This window comes from Undibacterium sp. Rencai35W (assembly GCF_049340185.1).
Lineage (GTDB): Bacteria > Pseudomonadota > Gammaproteobacteria > Burkholderiales > Burkholderiaceae_D > Undibacterium.
Window position 1 is genome coordinate 538,033 of record NZ_JBMPPC010000001.1, and the last position, 22,018, is coordinate 560,050.

13 protein-coding genes are annotated in these 22,018 nt (G+C 48.0%); 7 read left to right on the forward strand and 6 right to left on the reverse strand.

Features of this window, described 5'->3' with window-relative positions; all coding sequences use genetic code 11:
- The first annotated feature begins 86 nt into the window (after window positions 1-86).
- From ACO0K3_RS02430 to pbpC, 7 genes are all read left to right on the forward strand, one after another.
- Window positions 87-1,343 carry a lipoprotein-releasing ABC transporter permease subunit gene (locus ACO0K3_RS02430; protein ID WP_422981537.1) on the forward strand — a complete coding sequence of 419 codons (1,257 nt, stop codon included), beginning with the start codon at window positions 87-89 and terminating at the stop codon, window positions 1,341-1,343.
- Window positions 1,336-2,064, forward strand: coding sequence for a lipoprotein-releasing ABC transporter ATP-binding protein LolD (lolD, locus tag ACO0K3_RS02435; protein WP_422981539.1), 729 nt, complete (start codon window positions 1,336-1,338; stop codon window positions 2,062-2,064). Before ACO0K3_RS02430 ends, lolD begins: the two co-directional genes overlap by 8 nt.
- Before the next feature lie 135 nt (window positions 2,065-2,199).
- On the forward strand, window positions 2,200-3,507 hold the full coding sequence (locus ACO0K3_RS02440) for a hypothetical protein (protein ID WP_422981541.1): 1,308 nt from the start codon (window positions 2,200-2,202) through the stop codon (window positions 3,505-3,507).
- A gap of 25 nt (window positions 3,508-3,532) precedes the next feature.
- Entirely contained in the window at window positions 3,533-4,264 is a 732-nt protein-coding gene (locus tag ACO0K3_RS02445) for a polysaccharide deacetylase family protein (protein ID WP_422981543.1), read from the forward strand.
- Between the two features lie 173 nt (window positions 4,265-4,437).
- A complete protein-coding gene (locus ACO0K3_RS02450) occupies window positions 4,438-6,348 on the forward strand; it encodes an MFS transporter (protein WP_422981545.1) in 1,911 nt (636 codons plus the stop codon).
- The gene (locus ACO0K3_RS02455) at window positions 6,348-12,242 is read left to right on the forward strand and encodes an alpha-2-macroglobulin family protein (RefSeq protein WP_422981547.1); all 5,895 of its coding nucleotides are present in this window, start codon (window positions 6,348-6,350) and stop codon (window positions 12,240-12,242) included. Before ACO0K3_RS02450 ends, ACO0K3_RS02455 begins: the two co-directional genes overlap by 1 nt.
- The gene (gene pbpC, locus ACO0K3_RS02460) at window positions 12,242-14,458 is read left to right on the forward strand and encodes a penicillin-binding protein 1C (protein ID WP_422981549.1); all 2,217 of its coding nucleotides are present in this window, start codon (window positions 12,242-12,244) and stop codon (window positions 14,456-14,458) included. Before ACO0K3_RS02455 ends, pbpC begins: the two co-directional genes overlap by 1 nt.
- 62 nt (window positions 14,459-14,520) lie before the next feature.
- On the opposite strand, the gene ACO0K3_RS02465 is transcribed toward pbpC, so the two are convergent.
- From ACO0K3_RS02465 to ACO0K3_RS02490, 6 genes are all read right to left on the reverse strand, one after another.
- Entirely contained in the window at window positions 14,521-15,291 is a 771-nt protein-coding gene (locus ACO0K3_RS02465; RefSeq protein ID WP_422981551.1) for a substrate-binding periplasmic protein, read from the reverse strand.
- 71 nt (window positions 15,292-15,362) lie between these two features.
- Window positions 15,363-16,934 carry a sensor histidine kinase gene (locus ACO0K3_RS02470; protein ID WP_422981553.1) on the reverse strand — a complete coding sequence of 524 codons (1,572 nt, stop codon included), beginning with the start codon at window positions 16,932-16,934 and terminating at the stop codon, window positions 15,363-15,365.
- 216 nt (window positions 16,935-17,150) lie between these two features.
- Window positions 17,151-18,719, reverse strand: coding sequence for a DHA2 family efflux MFS transporter permease subunit (locus tag ACO0K3_RS02475; protein ID WP_422981555.1), 1,569 nt, complete (start codon window positions 18,717-18,719; stop codon window positions 17,151-17,153).
- Window positions 18,719-19,921 (reverse strand): HlyD family efflux transporter periplasmic adaptor subunit, encoded by a 1,203-nt coding sequence (locus ACO0K3_RS02480; RefSeq protein ID WP_422981557.1) that lies wholly within the window; start codon window positions 19,919-19,921, stop codon window positions 18,719-18,721. Before ACO0K3_RS02480 ends, ACO0K3_RS02475 begins: the two co-directional genes overlap by 1 nt.
- The gene (locus ACO0K3_RS02485) at window positions 19,921-21,444 is read right to left on the reverse strand and encodes an efflux transporter outer membrane subunit (protein ID WP_422981559.1); all 1,524 of its coding nucleotides are present in this window, start codon (window positions 21,442-21,444) and stop codon (window positions 19,921-19,923) included. Before ACO0K3_RS02485 ends, ACO0K3_RS02480 begins: the two co-directional genes overlap by 1 nt.
- A 46-nt stretch (window positions 21,445-21,490) precedes the next feature.
- The gene (locus ACO0K3_RS02490) at window positions 21,491-21,970 is read right to left on the reverse strand and encodes a MarR family winged helix-turn-helix transcriptional regulator (RefSeq protein WP_422981561.1); all 480 of its coding nucleotides are present in this window, start codon (window positions 21,968-21,970) and stop codon (window positions 21,491-21,493) included.
- Window positions 21,971-22,018 lie beyond the last annotated feature (48 nt).

A 22,018-nucleotide genomic window follows, 5' to 3' on the forward strand; every position in this document is an offset into this window, starting at 1 on the left:
GGCGGACTGTTAGCTCAGACTCAGCCTGAATTTATCGGGATTGGTGCTCATTTTTCTCAATTTGTCTGACCAAATAAAATTAACTAGTGAAAAACATACCTTTTGAATGGCTAGTCGGTTTGCGTTATACCCGCGCCGGGAAACGCAGCGGGCGTAATAGTTTTATTTCTTTTATTTCGATGATCTCGATGGCGGGAATCGCACTCGGCGTTGCTGCCCTGATCGTTGTCCTGTCCGTGATGAACGGGTTCCAAAAAGAAGTTCGTGACCGTATGCTGTCGGTCCTTGCTCATATCGAGGTGTTCGACGCGACTGGCGCTTTACCGGATTGGCAAGCCACTGCACAAGAGGTGCTGCGAAACAAGGCGATTAAAGGCACTGCACCTTACGTCGATGCACAGGCCATGATCATTCGCGATGACGTCATGCGGGGTGTCATTTTGCGCGGTATCTTGCCGGAAGAAGAGCCCAAGGTTTCTGAAGTAGCGACAAAAATCAAAGCCGGTAAACTGAGCGATTTAAAACCGGGCGAATTCGGTATCGTACTAGGCTCAGAATTGGCGCGGGCTTTGCATGCGAGTCTGGGCGACAAGGTGAGTCTGGCGGCACCGGAAGGGCAATTAACCCCAGCAGGCATGGTGCCCCGTCTGAAAGCATTTACTGTGGTCGGCATTTTTGAAGCAGGGCATTTTGAGTACGATTCTGGCATGGCATTTATCCAGATGAACGACGCTGAGAAATTTTTCAGATTATCTGCGCCATCGGGGCTCCGACTCCGTATCGCCGATATGCTAAAAGCACCGCAAGTCGCATTAGACTTGTCCCGTACGCTGACGGGTAATTTGCTGATACGAGACTGGTCACAACAGAATCGCAATTATTTTGCGGCTGTCAAAACCGAAAAAACCATGATGTTCATTATTTTGACCCTGATCATCGCTGTTGCCGCATTCAATCTGGTCTCTACGCTGGTGATGACGGTGACGGACAAGCAGGCCGACATTGCCATTTTGCGTACGCTTGGTGCTTCTCCGTGGTCGATCATGAAAATTTTTATGATACAAGGCGCATTGGTTGGCTTGCTCGGTACCGCAATTGGTGTCGGTTCAGGTATTTTGATTGCTCACAACATCGACATCATCGTGCCTTTTATTGAGCATGTACTGGGTATACAATTTTTGTCTAAAGAGGTGTATGTCATCAGTACCTTGCCTTCGGATTTACAGTGGTCAGATGTGTGGACGATCGGTGGTGTTGCCGTAGTCCTGGCGTTTGTCGCGACAATCTATCCTAGCTGGCGTGGTGCCCGCGTCAAACCCGCGGAGGCCTTGCGTTATGAGTAATCAGACTTCCCACACTGCTACTAATTCCCAGGCATCCAGCATGATACTGTCGTGTAGTAATCTGAGTAAAACTTTTACCCAGGGAGATTACTCGGTCAAAGTACTGAGTAATGTGAATTTCAGCGTGAACAAAGGCGAGCGGGTTGCGATTATCGGCGCTTCGGGGTCGGGTAAATCAACGCTGCTACACCTGCTGGGCGGGCTGGATACGCCGACCACGGGTGATGTCACATTGCTGGGGCAAAATTTTGCCAGCATGAGCGAAAAAATGCGTGGTGATGTACGTAATGCCTCGCTAGGTTTTGTGTATCAGTTCCATCATTTACTGCCTGAATTTTCTGCACTCGAAAACGTTGCAATGCCTTTGCTGATACGTCGTGTGAGCCGCACTGACGCTCATGCCGCTGCCAAAGCGGTCCTGGCACGAGTAGGGCTGGAGCATAGAATTACCCATGTGCCAGGTGAATTATCTGGCGGTGAGCGGCAGCGTGTTGCTTTAGCCAGAGCCCTCGTCACGCAGCCAGCTTGTGTATTGGCGGACGAACCTACGGGCAATCTGGACCGAGCTACTGCCCAGCAGATTTTTGAATTGATGCTGGAATTGTCGCACACTCTGGGGACAGCATTTGTGATTGTGACGCATGATGCTGAATTGGCGCAACGTTGCGACCGTGTCTTACGTTTATCTGAACATGGTTTACAAGCCGCTTCATCGTCTTAATGTTTTCTTAGTGTAGTTTCATCTTTACCTTATTGTTGATTGCATTATGTCTGTCTAATCTGTCTGATGAGAAAGCTTACTTCTGTTGCAGTCAAATATCCTTGTTCATTGCCTCCGTCAATGGCGATGACGCATGTGTCACTGCCCCTTGTATCTGTGCGAGTGAAAGCAATGATGTTCTTGGGTCTATTGGCGAGTGCAGGCTCGGCGTCGGCGTGGGTAAGCTCTGAGCTGGCATTGCAATTAGAGACGTCCTTAACCAGCGACAGCAATCCCTTACGTTTTTATGACGGCAATGCGGCGACGGTGCAAAATGGCAATGTCGATACCTCAGATAAAGTCCGCGGAATTGATGTTCGTGCAGGGGCGATTATCCCGGTATTATCGGATCGTACTCGCTTGATTCTTACCGGTGATCTGGGTAAGCGAAGTTACCAGCATTATCAGGATCTGAATCATCAAACCAAAGCGGGAGACGCGACGTTTGAATATGCGATCGGCGACGTGGTGAGCGGGCGTATTAATGCGGGCAAAGAAGATCGCTTATTTCAATATATCAACGGCTCGCTTACCGATAAAGATATCTCGCATTACGGCCAGCAAGGTGCAGAGCTCACACTCAAGATCACTGATGAGTTAACGATACCAGTCAAAGCAGACCGCTCCTCGTTGCGCTATGAGCTTGGCGTGAATCAACTCTATAACTTTCATCAGCAAGGTCAGCAGGCTAGCGTTCGTTATTATTCTCCGACAGGATCGAATATAGAAGCGGGTCTGCGCATGTCTGAAACGGATTATCCTAACCGTGACCAACAGCAGCTTGCCGATCTTGATAAACATTATCGTGAGACGGAGACGTTTTTAGAAGCGGAATGGAAATATAGTGTCAAGACTGTTGCCAGCGCTCATCTAGGACTTATACGCCGACGCTACGAAAACCTGCATGAACTGGATACGACCCTTTTTTCTACTCTGGTCAGAGCAACGTATTTTTATTCGCCTAAGTTAAGACTGGATATGCAGTTGTGGAATCGGCCGTTCACGATTGTGGACCCGTCTATCCTTTATGTTATCGCCAAAGCAGCGCGACTTGATGCGCAATGGAAAGTGTCGGATAAGACGCAATTGAATTTTTCCGGCATGTTGCAAGACAGTGATCAGAAACTGGTACCCAGACTGGCTGAATTTCAAAATGAAATATCCCGAAAAGAACGCGAGCTCAGGGTGGGTTTCGGTATGAGTTATGAAATAGACCGCGGCTTGAAATTCAATATCGATAGCGTCGCAGAACGACTGACACGAGAAGGAAGTCTGCCAGGATTGCGACAAGGGATTATTAAGATTGGCCTGGAATATACCTACGAAAATCTACCTGGCAGTGCTGCCAAGATGGGCTTAAAACGTTATCAGCATTCTCTGAGTAACTCCGATGCACTGCGTTGATCGATTTTATGATGATAGGTGAACTATGACTTTACTGAAAAAAATCAGTCGCCGTCTTTCCAGGCATTTAGGTTGCGCCTGGCTGCCTTTGAAGCAAGGTCGAGGGGTGGTCAGCTTTACGTTTGATGATGTACCGGCCAGTGCCTGCATTGTCGGGAAAGACTTGTTGGAGGAGTTTGGTGCGCGTGGGACTTTTTTTGTCTGTGGCGGACTGACAGACGGTCTGGAGCAGGGGCATCAATGTCACAGCGTCGAGGACTTACAAACTTTGGCCGAAGATGGCCATGAGATTGGCTGCCATACATTTTTACATACTAATTGTGCGACACATGCCGTCAAAGACTTAAAGCTGGACTGGGAAAAAAATCAGGATTTTTTTACTCAAAATAGCATTCCTAACAGCGGCTTTGCTTTTCCGTTTGGCGCCTACGATCTCGGCAGCAAACTGGCTGCCTCACAACGCTTTGCTTACAACCGCATTACTGGTGGTGGGACGCAGATTGGTAAGGCAGATTTGGCCGCTTTACGTGCGCAGGCTTTATATGCGGACAAGACTAGCCAGGAAAAAATAAAGCAATTAGTCGATCAAACGGCACGAGAAGGTGGCTGGTTAATTTTTTACTCCCACGAGGTTGATGAAATACCGGGACCTTGGGGTACAACACCGGCACAATTACGCTACGCCTTGTCAGAGGCAAAAAACGCTGGTTGTGAGGTTCTGCCAGTACGGGATGCCATCCTGTTCTTTCAGCGATAGTCAATTCGCGTCAATCATCGGCACAGTGCGTCAACTAAGCGCGCAGCAATACTTACGCCTCAATGTAAGATTTTCCACATTGGTTACCCGTGTCTAAATTATAATTGTTTCAATGGAAGGCGAAGCATTGAGGTCGCTGACCAATACATAACTTACCTGGATGATTTCCGCCCATGAGCCAACAAAGTCAGTTCTCACTATTAAAGCAACGTCGTTTTGCGCCTTTTTTCTGGACGCAATTTCTCGGCGCATTTAATGACAATGTCTTTAAGACCGCACTACTGACCATTCTGACTTACGATGCCTTGCAATGGACTAATCTGGATGTTGGTTTGTTGAATAATCTGATACCAGGCCTGTTCATTTTGCCGTTCGTGTTGTTCTCTGCGACATCGGGACAGTTGGCCGACAAGTTTGAAAAAGGCACAGTTGCGCGCAAAGTCAAACTACTAGAAATCGTCATCATGATCATAGCAGCCACTGGCTGGATGACGCATAGCCTGTGGCTGCTGATTGCTGCCGTAGCAGGTATGGGCATTCATTCGACTTTGTTCGGTCCGGTGAAATATGCGTATTTGCCACAGCATCTAAAAACCGATGAACTCGTCGGCGGTAACGGTGTGATCGAGATGGGGACGTTCGTCGGTATCTTGCTAGGAGAGATTCTGGGAGCCATGCTGGTCGTTCACAAGCCGTGGGGAATCGAACTTGTCGCCGGAGGCACGATTGTGATTGCGATCATTGGCTGGCTCACGAGTTTGCGTATTCCGTATTCACCTGCACCAGAGCCAGAGCTGAAAATCAACTGGAATCCAGCAACCGAAACAGTCCGCAATATTAGCTTCAGCAAGCAGAATCGTCCGGTTTTTTTATCCTTGCTGGGTAACTCGTGGTTCTGGTTTTATGGCGCTATTGTCCTCGCCCAGTTTCCCTTATATGCCAAAAATTACCTGCATGGAGATCATAGCGTCTTCGTACTCTTACTAACGATTTTTTCTTTCGGGATTGGCGCAGGTTCTCTATTGTGTGAGCGGCTCTCGGGGCATAAGGTTGAGATCGGTCTGGTACCTTTTGGTGCGATAGGTTTGTCCGTGTTCGGCTTCGATCTGTACTTATCCAGCGTTGCCTATACCCATGCGCTGGAAGCCGTGGCAAGTGCTGCGCAGACTCTTGATGCAGCAGGTTTTTTTCATCAAACAGGCAGTCACCGGATTTTATTTGACATTGTCATGATCGGTATTTTTGGTGGCTTGTATATCGTGCCTTTATTTGCACTGATACAGACACGTTGCGACCCGAAACATCTGTCACGCACGATCGCGGGGATGAACATCATGAATGCACTGTTCATGGTGGTTGCCTCACTCGCGGCGATGCTGATGCTGAAACAAGGCTTTACGATTCCCGAAATATTTATGGCGACCGCCATTCTGAATGCCATCGTTGCGATTTATATCTTCAGTCTGGTACCTGAATTTTTGATGCGCTTTATTGCGTGGCTGCTGATTCATACTATCCATCGGGTAAAGGGCGTGAATACAGATCGTATTCCTGCCGAAGGTGCAGCCATCTTGGTTTGCAATCATGTGAGTTATATGGATGCGATTGTGATCATGGGATCTAGCCCAAGGCCGATCCGCTTTGTAATGGATCATCGTATTTTCAAAATTCCATTTTTGTCCTGGGTATTTAAAACAGCAAAAGCGATCCCGATCGCGCCAGCTAAAGAAGATCCATGGACCATGGAAAAAGCCTATGTTGATATCGCTCAGGCACTGCATGAAGGTGAGCTGGTCTGCATTTTCCCCGAAGGTAAGCTGACAACGACCGGAGATATGAACGAATTCAAAGGTGGCATTATGAAGATACTTGAGCGTTCTCCTGTCCCCGTCTTTCCGATGGCGTTGCGCGGTTTGTGGGGGAGCTTCCTGACCCGAGGTAAAGGCAATCCGTTTGAACGGTCCTTCCGCCGCGGCCCGTTTTCAAAACTTGAACTGGCGGTCGGCGAATCTCTCCAGGCAGATCAAGTATCGCCAATTGTTTTGCAAGAAAAAGTCCAAGTGTTGCGCGGCGACTGGAGATAATGATGAATCTGCTGCATAGCCTGAAAGGTTTTAGCGCATTACTGATTGCTTCTTTTATTTATAACGGTAATGCCGATGCAGCAAGTATCAGCCGCTTTACCCCGCAAGGTGAGGTGGCGCAGGTTCGCCAGGTCCGGGTCACGTTTTCTGAAGCGGTGATTGCTTTTGGTGACCCTAAAGCGGCGACACCGTTCGATGTTAAATGCAGCCAGTCAGGTTCTGGTCGCTGGGCTGATGATAAAAACTGGGTCTATGATTTTGCTAAGGATCTGCCGCCAGGCACACAATGCAATTTTCAGGTCAAAATTGATTTTAAAACCCCGTCCGGTAGCGCGATTACAGGCAAAACCGTATTCCAATTTTCAACCGGTGGTCCCGCTGTATTGCGTGCGCAACCTTATGAATACGATCGGATTGATGAAGAACAGGCTTTTATCTTGTATCAAAATGGTCCGGCAACCAGCGATACTTTGCTCAAGCATGTGTACTGCGAAATAGAAGGTGTACATGAGCGGGTGCCAGTACGTTTTGTCGATGCCACAATAAGAGCAGATCTGCTCAAACAATTTGCCGGAGACTTCACTCCTGAGCACATCAGCGTTGTCCAGTGTCAGCAACGTTTTCCAAATGATGCCGCAGTCCGTGTGGTGTGGGATAAAGGTATTCTGACGCCAAACGGTATTCCCAATTCACAAAAGCAGGCCTATAAATTCCAGGTGCGTCCGGCATTCAGCGCGACGTTTAGTTGCCAGCGCGAGAATGCCAATGCGGCTTGTACGCCGATCCAGTCATTAGGTTTGTATTTCAATACACCGGTCAGCCGCAAACTGGCAGAACAAATCAGTCTGAAAACAGCAAAAGGAACAGTTAAGCCGGTTTTTAGTCGTGACGAAAAAAATCCCATGGTACAAAGAGTCGATTTCGCTGCACCATTTGCGGAAAAGACCGAGTACAGCATTGTCCTGCCATCCGATTTCAAAGACGAAACAGGCAGGCCACTGAGCAATGCCAGTCAATTTCCGGTTCGTTTTTCTACTGCCGATTACCCGCCACTGGCTAAGTTTTCTGCAGCGCCGTTTGGTATTGTTGAACTCAATGCCGATGCGACTTTGCCAGTTACTTTACGTAATGTAGAAAAGAATTTGATACTGCGTAATGCTGATGGCAGGCAGTCACCAGGCACTCTTGCTAATCTGAAGCTGGACGATGATGCCGGTATCATCCGCTGGATCAACAAACTCAACAAATATCATGAGTCTACGGTCAGATTGAATGGAAAGGATATCGAGTCCCGCAGTCTCGGCTTGTTGTCGCGTGAAGCGGGTGCGCGCAAAATAGAGTTACCGACTTTTCAGGATGTGAAAGACGCAGCGCCTGCCAGACCATTTGAAGTCATCGGTATTCCTTTAAAAGATCCCGGATTCTATGTGCTTGAACTGGAGTCTCAAAAACTAGGCAGTGCCTTACTTGGCAAGCCAGTTCCTATGTATGTGCGCACCAGTGCCTTGGTCACCAATCTTGCTGTGCATATCAAACTGGGTCGTGAGAACGGCGCAGTCTGGGTGACAACGCTAGATAATGCAAAGCCCGTCGCTGGTGCTGATGTCCGGCTGTCTAATTGCTTGGGCAAGGAGCTTTGGCGTGGCACTACCGGTGCGAACGGCGTTGCATTGATACCGGAGAGCTTTCCCGATCCCTGCATCGACAATGAAATGGGAGAGGTTGGTAATGGAAGCCGGAGTTCTGATCAGTTAAATGGTTTCTTTGTTAGCGCACGCAAAACGGACGACAAAGGCCGCAAAGACATCGCCTTTGCCTTGTCTTCCTGGAACAACGGCATTGAATCGTATCGATTTAATTTGCCAACTGACGTTAGTAAGGCCGCCAATGTCAGAGCGCATACGATCTTGGATCGCAGTTTGTTGCGTGCTGGTGAAACAGTCTCGATGAAACATGTGATTCGTGTAGAGAACATGCAGGGCTTTGCATTGCAAAAAACTGATTTGCTGCCAGATCGTGTGCGGATTATTCATCAAGGTAGCAATCAGGAGTTTCAGTTCCCCCTGACATGGCGTAATCAGAATGCCGCTGAGACAGTTTTTGCGATTCCCAAGCAAGCAAAGCTCGGGCGCTATGACATTTTGCTGGATAAAGGAAGCATCAAATCTGCTACTGAAATTCAAGCCAATCAGGGAAATGAGCGTAATACTGAGATGGATGAGGATGGGCGTTATGCGCAAAATTCCATCTTGAGCGGCAGTTTTCGGGTAGAAGAATTTCGCCTGCCTTTGCTGCAAGGTCGGATCACACCTCCCAAGCAAATACAAATTGCACCGAAAGAACTTCCTTTGGATGTGCAGCTCAATTATCTGAATGGCGGCGGTGCATCTGGCTTAGCCGTACAGATTACTAGTTTGTTGCGCAGTAAAGCGATCAGCTTCCCTAACTTTGACGGATTTTCATTTTACAGCGGTGCTGACAACGACGATGAACAAAAAATCGTCGCCAACAAATTGCCCGTGACGCTAGATAAAAACGGTAGCGGCAAAACAGTCATCAAAAATTTGCCAGATATCAGTAAGCCACAAGAATTATTGTCTGAGATGACGTACGCGGATCCGAATGGTGAAATTCAGACTATCTCTGCTATTACGCCAGTCTGGTCGTCTGCAGTCATTGTCGGTATTAAGACCGGTTCCTGGATCTCTGTCAAAAAGAAAATGAGTCTGGTTGCCGTCACTCTCGATACCAGCGGCAAGCCCCAGGCAGGTGTCGCCGTTTCTTTATTCGGGATAAATAAGCAAAACAACTCTCATCGCAAACGTATGGTAGGCGGCTTCTATGCCTATGAAAATGCAGAAACAAATAAAGATCTCGGCGAACTGTGTTCTGGTAAGTCGGATGAACATGGCATGTTCTTTTGTGACGCCGATCTGAAAGCATCCGGCAATATAGAAATTACCGTCAAGGCCAAAGATAGTATTGGAAAAATCTCCAGTGCTAAAACCTCGGTTTGGGCATCTGATCAGAACGAGACCTGGTTCGAAGGAGAGAATCAGGACCGCATGGATATTTTGCCAGAGAAAAAGCAATATCAGGCAGGAGAAACTGCCAAATTCCAGGTACGTATGCCGTTCCGTTACGCGACGGCATTGGTGGCGATTGAACGTGAAGGTGTCATCGATACAATGGTGGTGCAGTTGAACGGGCGTGATCCCAGTATCAGCGTGCCAATCAAGGCAAGCTATGGCCCCAATGTCTTTGTTTCAGTGCTTGCGGTGAGGGGGCGTATGCGCGAAGTTCCCTGGTATTCATTTTTTACCTGGGGCTGGAAAGAACCTTTGAATTGGTGGAGCGAATTCAGGGAATATCAGGCACCAAGTGCCTTGGTCGATCTGGCGAAACCCGCCTATAAATACGGTATTGCCGAAATTGCCGTAGGTACGTCAGGCAATCAACTAAAGGTCAATGTCAGCAGCGACAAAACAACGTACCCCATCAGAAGTACCTCGAAAATCACCATCCAGGTAACACGCCCTGACGGCAAGCCAGCAGCCGGTGCCGAGATCGCGGTAGCCGCCGTTGATGAGGCTTTGCTTGAGCTACAACCGAACACCAGCTGGGATTTACTTGGCGCTTTACTACAACGCCGTAGCTATGGCATCGAGACCGCGACAGCGCAAATGCAAGTCATAGGAAAACGACATTATGGCCGTAAGGCGGTTGCTGCCGGAGGCGGTGGTGGCAAGTCATCGACACGTGAATTGTTTGATACATTATTACTGTGGAAATCGACGGTAATTCTGGATGCCAACGGTATGGCGCGACTCGATGTGCCTCTCAATGATGCGCTGACCAGCTTTAAAATCGTAGCGATTGCGCAAAGCGGCACCTCACTGTTCGGCACTGGTTCAACCAGCATACGTTCAACGCAGGATTTGCAAATAATTTCGGGATTGCCGCCACTCGTGCGTGAGGGCGATCAGTTCAGCGCAATGGTAACAGTCAGAAATACGACGACGAGAGCAATGCAGGTGGATGTCAGCGCTACAGTCACAGGATCGCTGACAGAATTGCCGAAACAAAACCTGAATATTCCCGCAGGGGAAGCGCGTGAGCTTAACTGGCGAGTCGTAGTACCCGCATCTAATATCAACGTGGCGACCGCATTTAGCAGTGCCGATACTCAGGTATTGGTGTGGAATATTAAAGCTCAGGAGACAACTTCTGGTGCTACGGCGGGAGTGAAAGACGCCGTAAAAATAACACAGCGTGTTATTACCGCAGTACCGGTTACGGTGCAGCAGGCGAGCTTATTTCAGTTAGACAAACCTGTCACGATGGCAGTTGTTCAGCCGGCAGACAGTTTGCCTGGAAGAGGTGGGCTGGCGATTTCTTTGATTCCGAATCTGGCAGTTGAAAATCAGGGCATACGGCGGTATTTTGCTGAATATCCTTATGCCTGTCTGGAGCAAAAAACATCGAAAGCTATCGGTTTAAGAGACATGGCAACGTGGCAACGTATCACGGCTGATTTGCCGACGTATCTGGATAAAGATGGTCTTGCCTATTATTATCCGCCCAGCGAACAAGTAGAAGCCAGGGGCAGTGACAGCTTAACAGCCTATCTTTTGTCCGCCACCAGCGAGGCAGGATTTGCGCTGCCTGACGCGAGCCGGGACAAGATGTTGCAAGGCCTGAGTGCGTTTGTTGAAGGTAAAATCACGCGCAATTACTGGTCACCTAAAAAAGATCTGGATGCCAGAAAATTAGCGGCGCTCGAAGCCATGTCACGCTATACGACCATACAACCACGCTTATTAGGCTCGATACAGATTGCACCTAACTTGTGGCCTACCTCCGCGGTAATTGACTGGCTAGCCGTCTTACAAAGAACTGTCGCCATCCCTAAGCGTGACTCGTATATCAGGGAGGCCGATCAGATCTTAAGATCGAGACTCAATTATCAGGGTACCCGCCTTGGCTTTTCTACAGAAGCCGATGATTACTGGTGGTGGCTGATGAGCAGCGCCGACAGCAATGCTGCGCGTTTGATACTGGTGATGCTAGATAACGCCGAGTGGCGCGATGATATGCCGAAATTGATGACTGGCGCAATTCAACGGCAAATACGCGGGCACTGGGGAACAACGACGGCAAACGTATGGGGCTCCCTCGCATTAGAAAAATTTGCGAAGAAATTCGAAAGCGAAAAAGTGGCAGGCGTCACTAAAGCCAGCTGGCAACAAGCCATGCCAACAACGATTGCTTCTCAAGGCCAGAATTTCAGCTGGCCTGCGACTGGTGGCGGCAACTTGCAATTAGCCTGGCCAGTGACCGGGTCTGCCGCGACCAAAGCCACTGATGGATTGAAGCTGATACATGAAGGCAAGGGGAAGCCTTGGATACTCATGCAAAGCCTTGCCGCGATCCCGTTAAAAGTGCCATTCAGCAGTGGCTATCGGATTAGCAAAACGATGATTCCGGTTGAGCAAAAAGAAAAGGGTAAATACAGCCGTGGCGATATTATCCGCGTTAATCTGGAGATCGATGCACAGACCGATATGACCTGGGTGGTCGTATCTGATCCCGTGCCAGCGGGAGCCAGTTTGCTGGGTTCAGGCTTGGGTCGCGATTCACTGATTAGTGCTACAGCCAAAGCGGACAATTCAATAACACCTTCCTGGAATATGGCATGGTTGACGTATGAGGAGCGTAGTTTTGAGGATTTCCGTGGCTATTATGAATTCGTACCCAAAGGCAAATTTACGCTGAGTTATACGATGCGTTTGAATAATGAGGGTGAATTCAAGATGCCCCAAACCAGAGTCGAGGCAATGTACGCGCCTGAGATGTTTGGCGAATATCCAAATCCTGTACTGATCGTGAAGTAATGTTTTTTAAGAGAAGTTTTTTTAAAGGATTCTTTCTTGCGTTGACGCTTTCCTGTATTGCTGCACCAGCTTGTGCAATTGCCAGCTTCAAAGAAGTGCAGCGCGACTTCGTGGCATCCGACAGCCTGCTCCTCGATAGAAATGGAGTGGTTGTTCATCAGCTCCGGGTTAATCCGAAAGAGCGCAAATTAACCTGGATAAAACTGGAGGACATTTCACCTGCAATGAGGAACGCGCTGATCGCGTCGGAAGATAAGCGGTTTTATCAGCATAGTGGTGTTGATTGGAATGCGGTAGCAGCTGCGGCATGGGGCAACCTCTGGAACACAAAAACACGTGGTGCCTCAACAATTACCATGCAATTAGCCGGATTGCTAGAAGAGGATTTGCGTCGTAAATCGAATCCAAGAACAGGCGTTCAAAAGATCAACCAAGCGATTGTGGCTCAATGGCTGGAGCGTGACTGGCGTAAAGACCAACTGCTGGAAGCCTACTTAAATCTGGTGCCGTTCCGGGGTGAGATCGTCGGTGTACATGCACTATCAAGAGTTATGTTTGACAAGCATCCGAGCGGACTTGATCAAGTAGAGGCAGCAATTGCCGTCGCCTTACTCAGGGCGCCCAATGCCAGTCCCGCGAAAGTCGCCGAGCGTGCCTGTAGTATTTTGAAAGACCAGAAATTACCAGAATACTGCACAAATCTGGCAGGACAAGCCGAGCTTTATTTTTCACGTCTCGGTATGAAATCAGAGAGTGCGATTGCAAGCAATGCCCCGCAACTAGCACCACATTTGGCGCGCAAACTGTTGAAGCCGGGAATTCACGTAGTCAAGTCAACGCTGGATGCAAGACTACAACAACTAGCCAAAGATTCACTAGTGCGTCAGTTATCCGCTCTGGTTGACCGTAATATTGAAGACGGCGCCGTTCTGATTCTCGATAATGCCACCGGTGATGTGCTGGCATGGGTCGGCTCCAGCGGTAGTTTATCGGATGCAAGCCAGGTCGATGGCGTACTCGCATTGCGTCAGGCAGGATCAACCTTGAAACCTTTTTTATATGAGCTTGCATTAGAAAAACGCTGGCTTACCGCGGCATCTATTCTGGACGATTCTGCGGTCAATTTGCCTACCGCATCCGGTCTCTATATCCCACAAAATTACGATAAGCATTTTAAAGGACTGGTCAGCATGCGAACTGCACTAGGTTCGTCATTAAACATTCCGGCTGTTCGCACCTTGGTGACGGTGACACCCGGATTATTTTTTGAACGTTTGCAAAACCTTGGTTTTGGTTTGCGCGAGTCGGGTGATTATTATGGATATAGTCTGGCTTTAGGTAGCGCAGACGTGAGCCTAATGGCCTTGACGAACGCCTACAGAACGCTGGCGAACTTGGGAGAATACAGCAACATACGAACGGCAATGTCGGACGAGAAAACGAATTTCATTCCAAAATTAGACCCGGCAGCCAGTTTTATCATTAGCGATATTTTGTCGGATCGTAGTGCCCGTGCTCCTACTTTTGGTCTGGAGAATGCGCTGTCCACCAGAAATTGGACTGCAGTTAAAACAGGCACATCGAAAGATATGCGAGACAACTGGTGCATCGGTTATTCTGCGCGCTATACCGTGGGTGTCTGGGTTGGCAATGCATCTGGTGCACCGATGTGGGACGTCTCTGGCGTTACTGGTGCTGCTCCGGTATGGCAAGAGCTCATGCAGTATTTACACTCGCCGCGTTTTTTACAAAAACAAAATGAGCGAATGACGCTGCCCAAGAATGTCATTGCACAAACGATCCAATATGACGGGCAACTGGAAGCATCTCGCAAAGAATACTTTATTCAGGGAACGCAGCAGACGCAAATCGCCGTCGCCACATCGAATGAGATCAATGCGACCATCAGTTATCCGACAAAAGGCATGCTGGTTGCCATCGATCCGGATATTCCGCCCGAACGGCAGCGACTTCGCTTTAATGCAAACGGTCTGGTGAACGGTAGCTGGCAACTAGACGGGAAGAAATTAACTCTTCCGGGAAATAAGTCAATGTCATATGACTGGATGCCATGGCCAGGTAAGCACTTATTGCAATTACTGGACCGTCAGGGGCGAGTGGTCGATCAGACTGTTTTTGAAGTCCGTGGAGCACAACTTACTCCTGTCAAATCAACCGTGAACCCCCAGACCGGACAGAAAAATAAAACGAGATAGATCCGCTTATCTAAGTTAGCAAAGTTAATTGGGAATCATCCATTCTCAATATTTTTCTCGCACTACTTTAAATAAGCACTTTCGATTTTTGCCAGCGTACCGTTACGCTTAATGGTCTCTATTGCTGCATTCATTTTCTCAATAAAATCTGTTTTATACGGCGGGTTGCTATGGATGCTATAGCCAATAAAAGTATCTTCACCAGATAATTCAAGCGCCTCTTGCAACTTGAAATTCGTCAGATCGGGATCCGACTGAAGTTTTCTCGCCGTATAAAAAGCAGCACCTCTGTCTGTGGCGTAGCAGGCAATTCTCTTCAGTGCTAATTTTTTTAAATTCGCCTCGTTTCCTTTTGCTTCGGACAAGCTGATTTTTCCTGCATTGGCAGCGCTGATTAAACGTCCTGATAGTAAAAAACCTGCGTTGACGCCAATAGTCAGACCATTAAAATCCTCAGGAAACTTTTTTCGGGAAGTTTTCATGACGTCGGAATTGCAAAACAACACGACGGTTTCGGTGTAAAGCACGACCGAATACGGCGCAATATAAGGTCTCTCTTTTTTCATCCCCGGTGGAAATAAGGCAAATGCAGTCCCGTTTTCCAGATCTGCCAGACTGCGCTTCCAGGGACGCGGTTTGAGCTCTACCTCATAGGCTGGCTTTAATAATTCTGAGGCTTTATTTAGCAGTTCTACATACATGCCTTTGAATTGGCCATTCTCAACATAAGAATAGGGTGCATAGTCATCGTCACCCAATAAGACGACTTTTTCTCCCGCAAAAGCTGTGGCACTGCAAAGTGCGATCATGATGCATAGCAGTTGGCGTTTCATTGTCACCTCCTTGATTCAAACTTGAGATTAAATATGGAATATGGAATATAGGATATTTATTTTATAGATGATTATTTTTGCTCATTGGCATACGGCGCTACTTTAGGGAGGCGTACCATAAATCTGGTGTAGGTGTCAGTATGGTTTTGGCTCTCGACTTCGATTGTCCCTCCAAGAATATCGTGCACAATGTTGTAGACGATGTTAAGCCCTAAACCGCTGCCTCCCTGGCCAAATTTAGTCGTAAAAAATGGATCAAAAATACGATTGATATTTTCTGGCGCAATACCGCTGCCGTTATCACTAAAACTGAGTTCAAGTTCCTTATCCGATAAGTTGCGCACCTGAATACGGATCAGGCCGGCAGCATCCGATTCGAAACCATGCGACAGTGCATTCGTAAAAAAATTGGTAATCACTTGTCCCAATGCACCGGGGTAACTATCCATGATGATGTCAGCCTCTAGTTCTACCTCAATTTTATGTGGTGTTTTTTTGATCAGATGATGCAATGTCGCTAGTACTTCGTTGATAAACGACTTGGTGTCAAATCTGCGGCGTTTGTCGCTAGACTGGTCAACTGCGACTTGTTTAAAGCTACTGATCAGTTCGGCCGCATTATTTAAATTTTGAATGATCAGTTGCCCTGCTTCAATCGAGTTAGCCGAATAGTCTTCCAGGCTAGAACGTTTTATTAAACCCGCCTGATACATCTCTGAGAATTTTTGGCTTCGGTCCAGGAATGATGTCGATACCAACAAGGCATTACCTATAGGTGTGTTGAGTTCGTGAGCGATACCCGCCACCAATGATCCCAGAGCAGCCAATTTTTCAGAGCGGACTAATTCACTTTGCGATTGATTTAATTCCTGGGTTCTGACCTCGACTTTACGCTCCAGCGATTCATTCAGATCCAGTATCAGTTGCTCTGTTTTTTTTCGCTCCAATAGTTCGTGATGTAGCTGTGTATTTTTTTCGGCAAGTTCTGCCAGTAATTGATTCAGCGTATTGCGGGTGATTTCCAGGCGTTCTGCGAGATAACCTAGCTCATCATCTCTTGCCCATCTGATCGGTGTGGAAAAATTGCCCAAAGCCAGTCTGTCTGCATCGATTGCTAATTGATGTAAAGGTTTGACGAAACGATAGTAGAGCAAAATTAAAATAATGATGAGCGAGAAAATCACTTGCAGGGCAATGCTGCCGCTATAGTTTTTAATCCGCCTCAAAAAATCAGCGTCCAGATAACCGCTGTCCAGCGCGACTTCGACGCGCCCAAGTAATTCACCTTGATACAGAATCGGTTGCGCTGTGGTGACGACGCTGCCTATTTTTCGACTAGACAGGTCTTTAAGGAAAATCGATTTATTTCCTTCGAAAATTTCGATTTTATTGATGTCTGGCGAAGTAAAGGCGGCTTCAACCAGGTCCTTAATTGCAGATGGATTTTTATTCCAGACAGGATCGCGTAAATTGAGTGCGAGAGTATTGGTAATTCTCTGGAGGTCGAGTTTTTGCTGTTCTACGGCGAGATGTCTTTCTTTACCCCAGATCACAATCCAGCCACTGAGCAGCGCCGGCAAGATGAGTCCGGCAAGGATTCCCAGCAAAATAGCTATCTGAATACTCAAGCGAGTTTTTTTCATCTGAAAATTACTTTGATGTAGGTCAATCAAAAGGATAAATCAGAAGCGTAGATTGCATCATACCAATTCTATGAGCAATTAATGTTAAAAAACTTACTTTTATCGGAGCAAAAAAATGCCACTCATTTGTCACCGGAGGTTCATAAACATATGATCTTCAGCGACAGATGAGCGGCGGGCTGGATGGTGCAGGCAGAATCAGTAAATTTAATAAATCTAATGTGCTCCGCCGGCATCAACAGGTGCAGCTGATTTTTTCGGCTTTGTTACCCAGACTAATCCGATCAGGCCTAGAAACATAAACGACGATAGCCAGAAAATATCCGTCGCAGCCATCGTGCTCGCCTGTACCGAAATTGCTCTGTCTATTACGGCCCATGCTCCTTGCTCAGGCATTCCCTGTTGCATCAGAGATTGCACGCTCTGCACAAAAGCAGGGTAGGCACTACCGGTGCTCTCAGTTAGCTGAGCGTGATGAAGACTGCTGCGACTATCCCATAAGGTTGTCGTGATTGATGCGCCCATGCCGCCACACATGATGCGTACAAAGTTAGACAATCCAGATGCTGCCGGAATTTTTTCCATAGGCTGACCAGACAGAATAATTGACGACAAAGGAATGAAGAACATCGACATTGCTGCTCCCTGGATCAAGGTCGGGATCAGCAGAGTGACCGTGTCAACGTCCGTCGTAAATTGTGCACGCATATAAAAAACCAGCGCGAACAAAATAAACGCCATCGTTGCTACTTTACGCGTATCTACTTTTGGTAAAATTTTTCCGATGATCGGTGACAACAAGATCGCAAATACGCCAACAGGTGCCATTACCTTGCCGGCCTCTGTAGCGGTGTAACTTAATTGCGTTTGCAGCCACAAAGGCATAATCACCAGGCTGCCGAAGAACAAACCGTAACCGATAGAAATCGCAATAACTCCCCCAGTAAAATTACGGCCCTTGAACAGGGATAAGTCGACCACTGGATGGTCGTGACCCAGTTCCCAGATGACGAAGTAAATTAATCCAACGACCGCAATCACACTCAACAGAATAATCTCACCTGAATTAAACCAATCGAGCTCTTTACCCTTATCGAGGGTCAATTGTAATGCACCAACCCAGATGACCAGCAATGCCAAGCCGACAGTGTCGATTGGCAGTCGTTTAATTTGTGATTCTCGTTTGCGATAGATTGACCAGGTCGCCCATGCAGTAAATAAACCGACAGGAATATTGATGTAAAAAATCCATGGCCAAGAATAATTATCCGATATCCAGCCACCGAGAAGCGGCCCCATAATTGGCGCGACCAGCGTCGTCATCCCCCAAAGGGCTAAAGCCATCCCACTCTTTGAAGGCGGGTAGCTACCGAGAAGCAAGGATTGAGAGAGCGGAATCATCGGTCCGGCAACCGCACCTTGCAGTACACGCGCGGCAATCAATATTTCGATATTGGGTGCCATGCCGCATAACATGGAGGACAGTACAAATAGCAAGATGGACGACATAAACAAGCGCACTTGTCCAAAGTGATTTGTCAGCCACCCTGTTAAAGGGACTGAAATCGCATTCGCTACTGCAAACGAGGTAATCACCCAGGTACCTTGCTGAGGTGAGACACCCATATTGCCGGAAATAGCAGGGATCGAGACATTCGCAATCGATGAGTCGAGCACATTCATAAACACTGCCAAAGACAGTGCCAGGGTTCCCATTGCGAGCTGAGAACCTTTGAGCGGCGGCAGGGGAGCTGCTCCTGCCGCTGGTTTAGATGGGGAGCTCATTACGGATTCTTGGCGATATTATTGCTAATGATTTGAGTGATACGCTGATCCGCTTCTTTACCCGCCTGCTCGAATACATTGGTCTTGAAAGCACTGGTGTTACGGACAGGTGCTGCTGCAGTCAGTGCGCTACCTTGCTGTTGTGAGATATCGACCTTGACTTGCATTGATAGTCCGATACGCAACGGGTGAGCGATTAACTCTTTTTCATCCAAGGCGATGCGGACAGGAACGCGCTGAACCACTTTGATCCAGTTGCCGCTGGCATTTTGTGAGGGCAATAATGCGAAGGCGGAACCAGTTCCGGCAGACATTCCGGCAACCTTGCCGTGATATTCAACATCCGATCCATATAAATCAGAATGCAAAGTCACATCTTGACCAATGCGCATATGTGCTAATTGCACTTCCTTAAAGTTTGCATCAACCCACAATGCATTCAGCGGAACAATCGACAATAAAGGTGCGCCCGCTGCGACACGCTGACCTACCTGAACCGAGCGCTTTGCGATATATCCTGAGATTGGCGCAACTAAGCTCGTACGGGCAAATGCCAGATAAGTTTCACGCACGCGAGCTGCCGCACGCTGAACGTTCGGATGTTGTTCTACGCTGGTGCGATCTGTCAGAACTTTGTTTGACGCGAGTTGTTCACGTGCTGCTAATAAAGCAGATTCGGCACTTTGCAGGGCAGAGCGAGCATGCTCTACTTCCTCTGTTGAGACAGCGCCAGTGCTGATCAGTTGCTGGCGACGTGCGAGATCGGCCTTTGCGCGATCAACTTCTGTACCACGTGCAGTGACGTTCGCTTGTAAGGGGGCGTTATTCGCGAATAACACACGGACTTCGCGTACGCTTTGTGCAAGTTGTGCCTCTGCCTGTTCTAAAGCGACTTTAGCATCGGCTCTGTCAAGTTCGATCAATGGCTTACCTACCTGTATCATCTCAGTGTCGTCAGCATGGATCGCGAGGACGGTTCCAGATACCTGTGGCGTCACCTGCACAACGTTACCTGCGGCATAAGCATCCTCGGTATGTTCGAAATGGCTGCCGACAGTGAACCACCAGAATGCATAAACAAGACCAGCTATCACAAAAATGATCGTTGCGATGATCAGCAGGCCGCGGCGTTTAGAGCTGTTTTCAACGGGAGCTTGCACGGGAGTTGTGTTGGAGTTTTTATTTGTATCAGGCGCGTTCATTATGCGGCCTCCGCTTTAATTAATAATTGAGTTGATGATTGAGATTGATTTCGTAACGGATTGCTTGCTTGTGAGTCTGCCGGCGCCTGTATTGCAGCAGGCAAGTCATATCCACCACCCAAAGCTTTGATCAGATTGATTTGCAGATCAATGCGGCGAATCTGAATATCCAGCAATAATTTTTGTTGGCTTATCCGGCCATTTTCTGCTGCGAGCACCGGTAACATATTGGCGGTGCCAGCCTTTTGTCGTTGCTGTGCCAGATCAATAGTTCTAGCCGCCGCCGCATCAGCAATTCGTTGATTTTTGTCCTGCGCATCTGTAGTTTTTAGTGACTGCACCTGATCGGCGACTTCACGCAATGCGTCAGTCAGACTTTGATTGTAGGTAGCAACTGCGGCATCGTATGACGCCACTTTTCCCTTGAGCTGTGCACGCAAACGGCCGCCTTCAAAGATTGGCAGACGAATCGCCGGACCTGCGCCAATAATCGTACTGCCACTCTGAAATAAGTTGGAAACACCCAGACTCGATACGCCAGCGAATCCAATTAAATTAATGTTTGGATAAAACTGAGTTTTTGCCACGTCAATCTCACCTTGAAGAGCTTCAACGCGCCAGCGAGCTGCCACAACATCTGGCCTGCGTCCTAGTAATGCCAATGGCAACTGTTCTGGCAGAGTCTGACTATTTGATGCGTTGAACATAGGCTTAGCGATTAACTGCCCGCGCTCAGGTGATTGCCCCAATAACGCAGCTAGTTGATTACGGCTTAGTACGATGGCTTCTTGCCATTGGTTGATCTCTGCTTGCAGAGTTGAGCTTTGGATCAGGCTTTGCTGTATTTCTGTACTGGTATCTAATCCTGCTTTTACCCGCTGTTTCGTGAGTTCGTCGAGTTTATTGCGCACCGCCAGTTGACGGGTGCTTAAATCCAGTTGCTCATATTGTCGTGCCAGTTGCACCCAGGCGTGTGCGATTGCCGTACTCAGCATCAGCTTGGCACTTTGCTGTTCTGCAAGCGCAACTTTTTCCTGGGAAAGGGCGGAGCGCATCTCAGCCGAATGTTTGCCCCAGAAATCGAGTTCATATCCGACATTCAGAGCAATTTGATTATTACTTTTTGTTGATCCTGCCAGCGGGGGCGGAATCATGCCATGCTCCGTGAAGCGCTGGTAAGTGCTATCCAGACTCGCGTTGATATTCACTTTATCGTTGGCGCCGGTAGCTTCTATCAATGCTTTGGCGCTGGCGATGCGAGCGGCAGCGACCTGTAGTCCGGGGTTATCGGCAATTGCAACATCAATCAGGTTTTGTAAATCCTTACCGCCGATCTGCTGCGCCCAATTGGCATCTTGCCAGTACGCTGAAGGAGAATTCACCTCAGTTGTTTGTGACGGGAGTGAGCGTAACTGGGCACTACTTTGTATGCCCGTAAAATTTGCACAGCCTGAGAGCGTGAGCACCAGACTACTTGCTATCGCCAATTGCAAGCCAGTATGCCGTTTAGGTATGAGCTTCATAATTTTTATCAAAAAAGAAAAATAATAGATGTCGAGGCAATGATTGCTATGTAGATTCGATTGGTTCAAATAGGCATCGGTTCGCTAATAATTTTTTTAATAAACTTCTTAAAAAACCAATTTCTTCAGGGCTAAATCCAGTAAATGCAATATCAAGATTGTGGTGATAGATGGGGGGCAGGCATTCTGCCAATGCACGCCCCTGTTCTGTGAGTACGAGCTTTAGCAAGCGTTTGTCATTCGCATCAGGCGTACGCGCCAGAATTTCTTTGGCTACCAGCCTGTCTAGCATGCGTTTCATGGCGCCAGCATCAATAAATAAATCACGTGCTAACTCGGCGGCGGTACTGCATCGCCCAATCGCCAGCATCATGATCACGCTAGCCTGAGCATGTGTAATCCCGAGATCAACCAGCGAATCGTCTACGGCTTTGGATAGCATCGTTTTCGTTCTGGAGAGAAGGTAACCAACGCTATCTTCGACCTGGTAGCTGGAAAAAGAAAATGGCTTAACTTGTTGTTCCATGATTATTAAATTTTAATTGCCTAGGCAATATAATATATCAAATCAAAA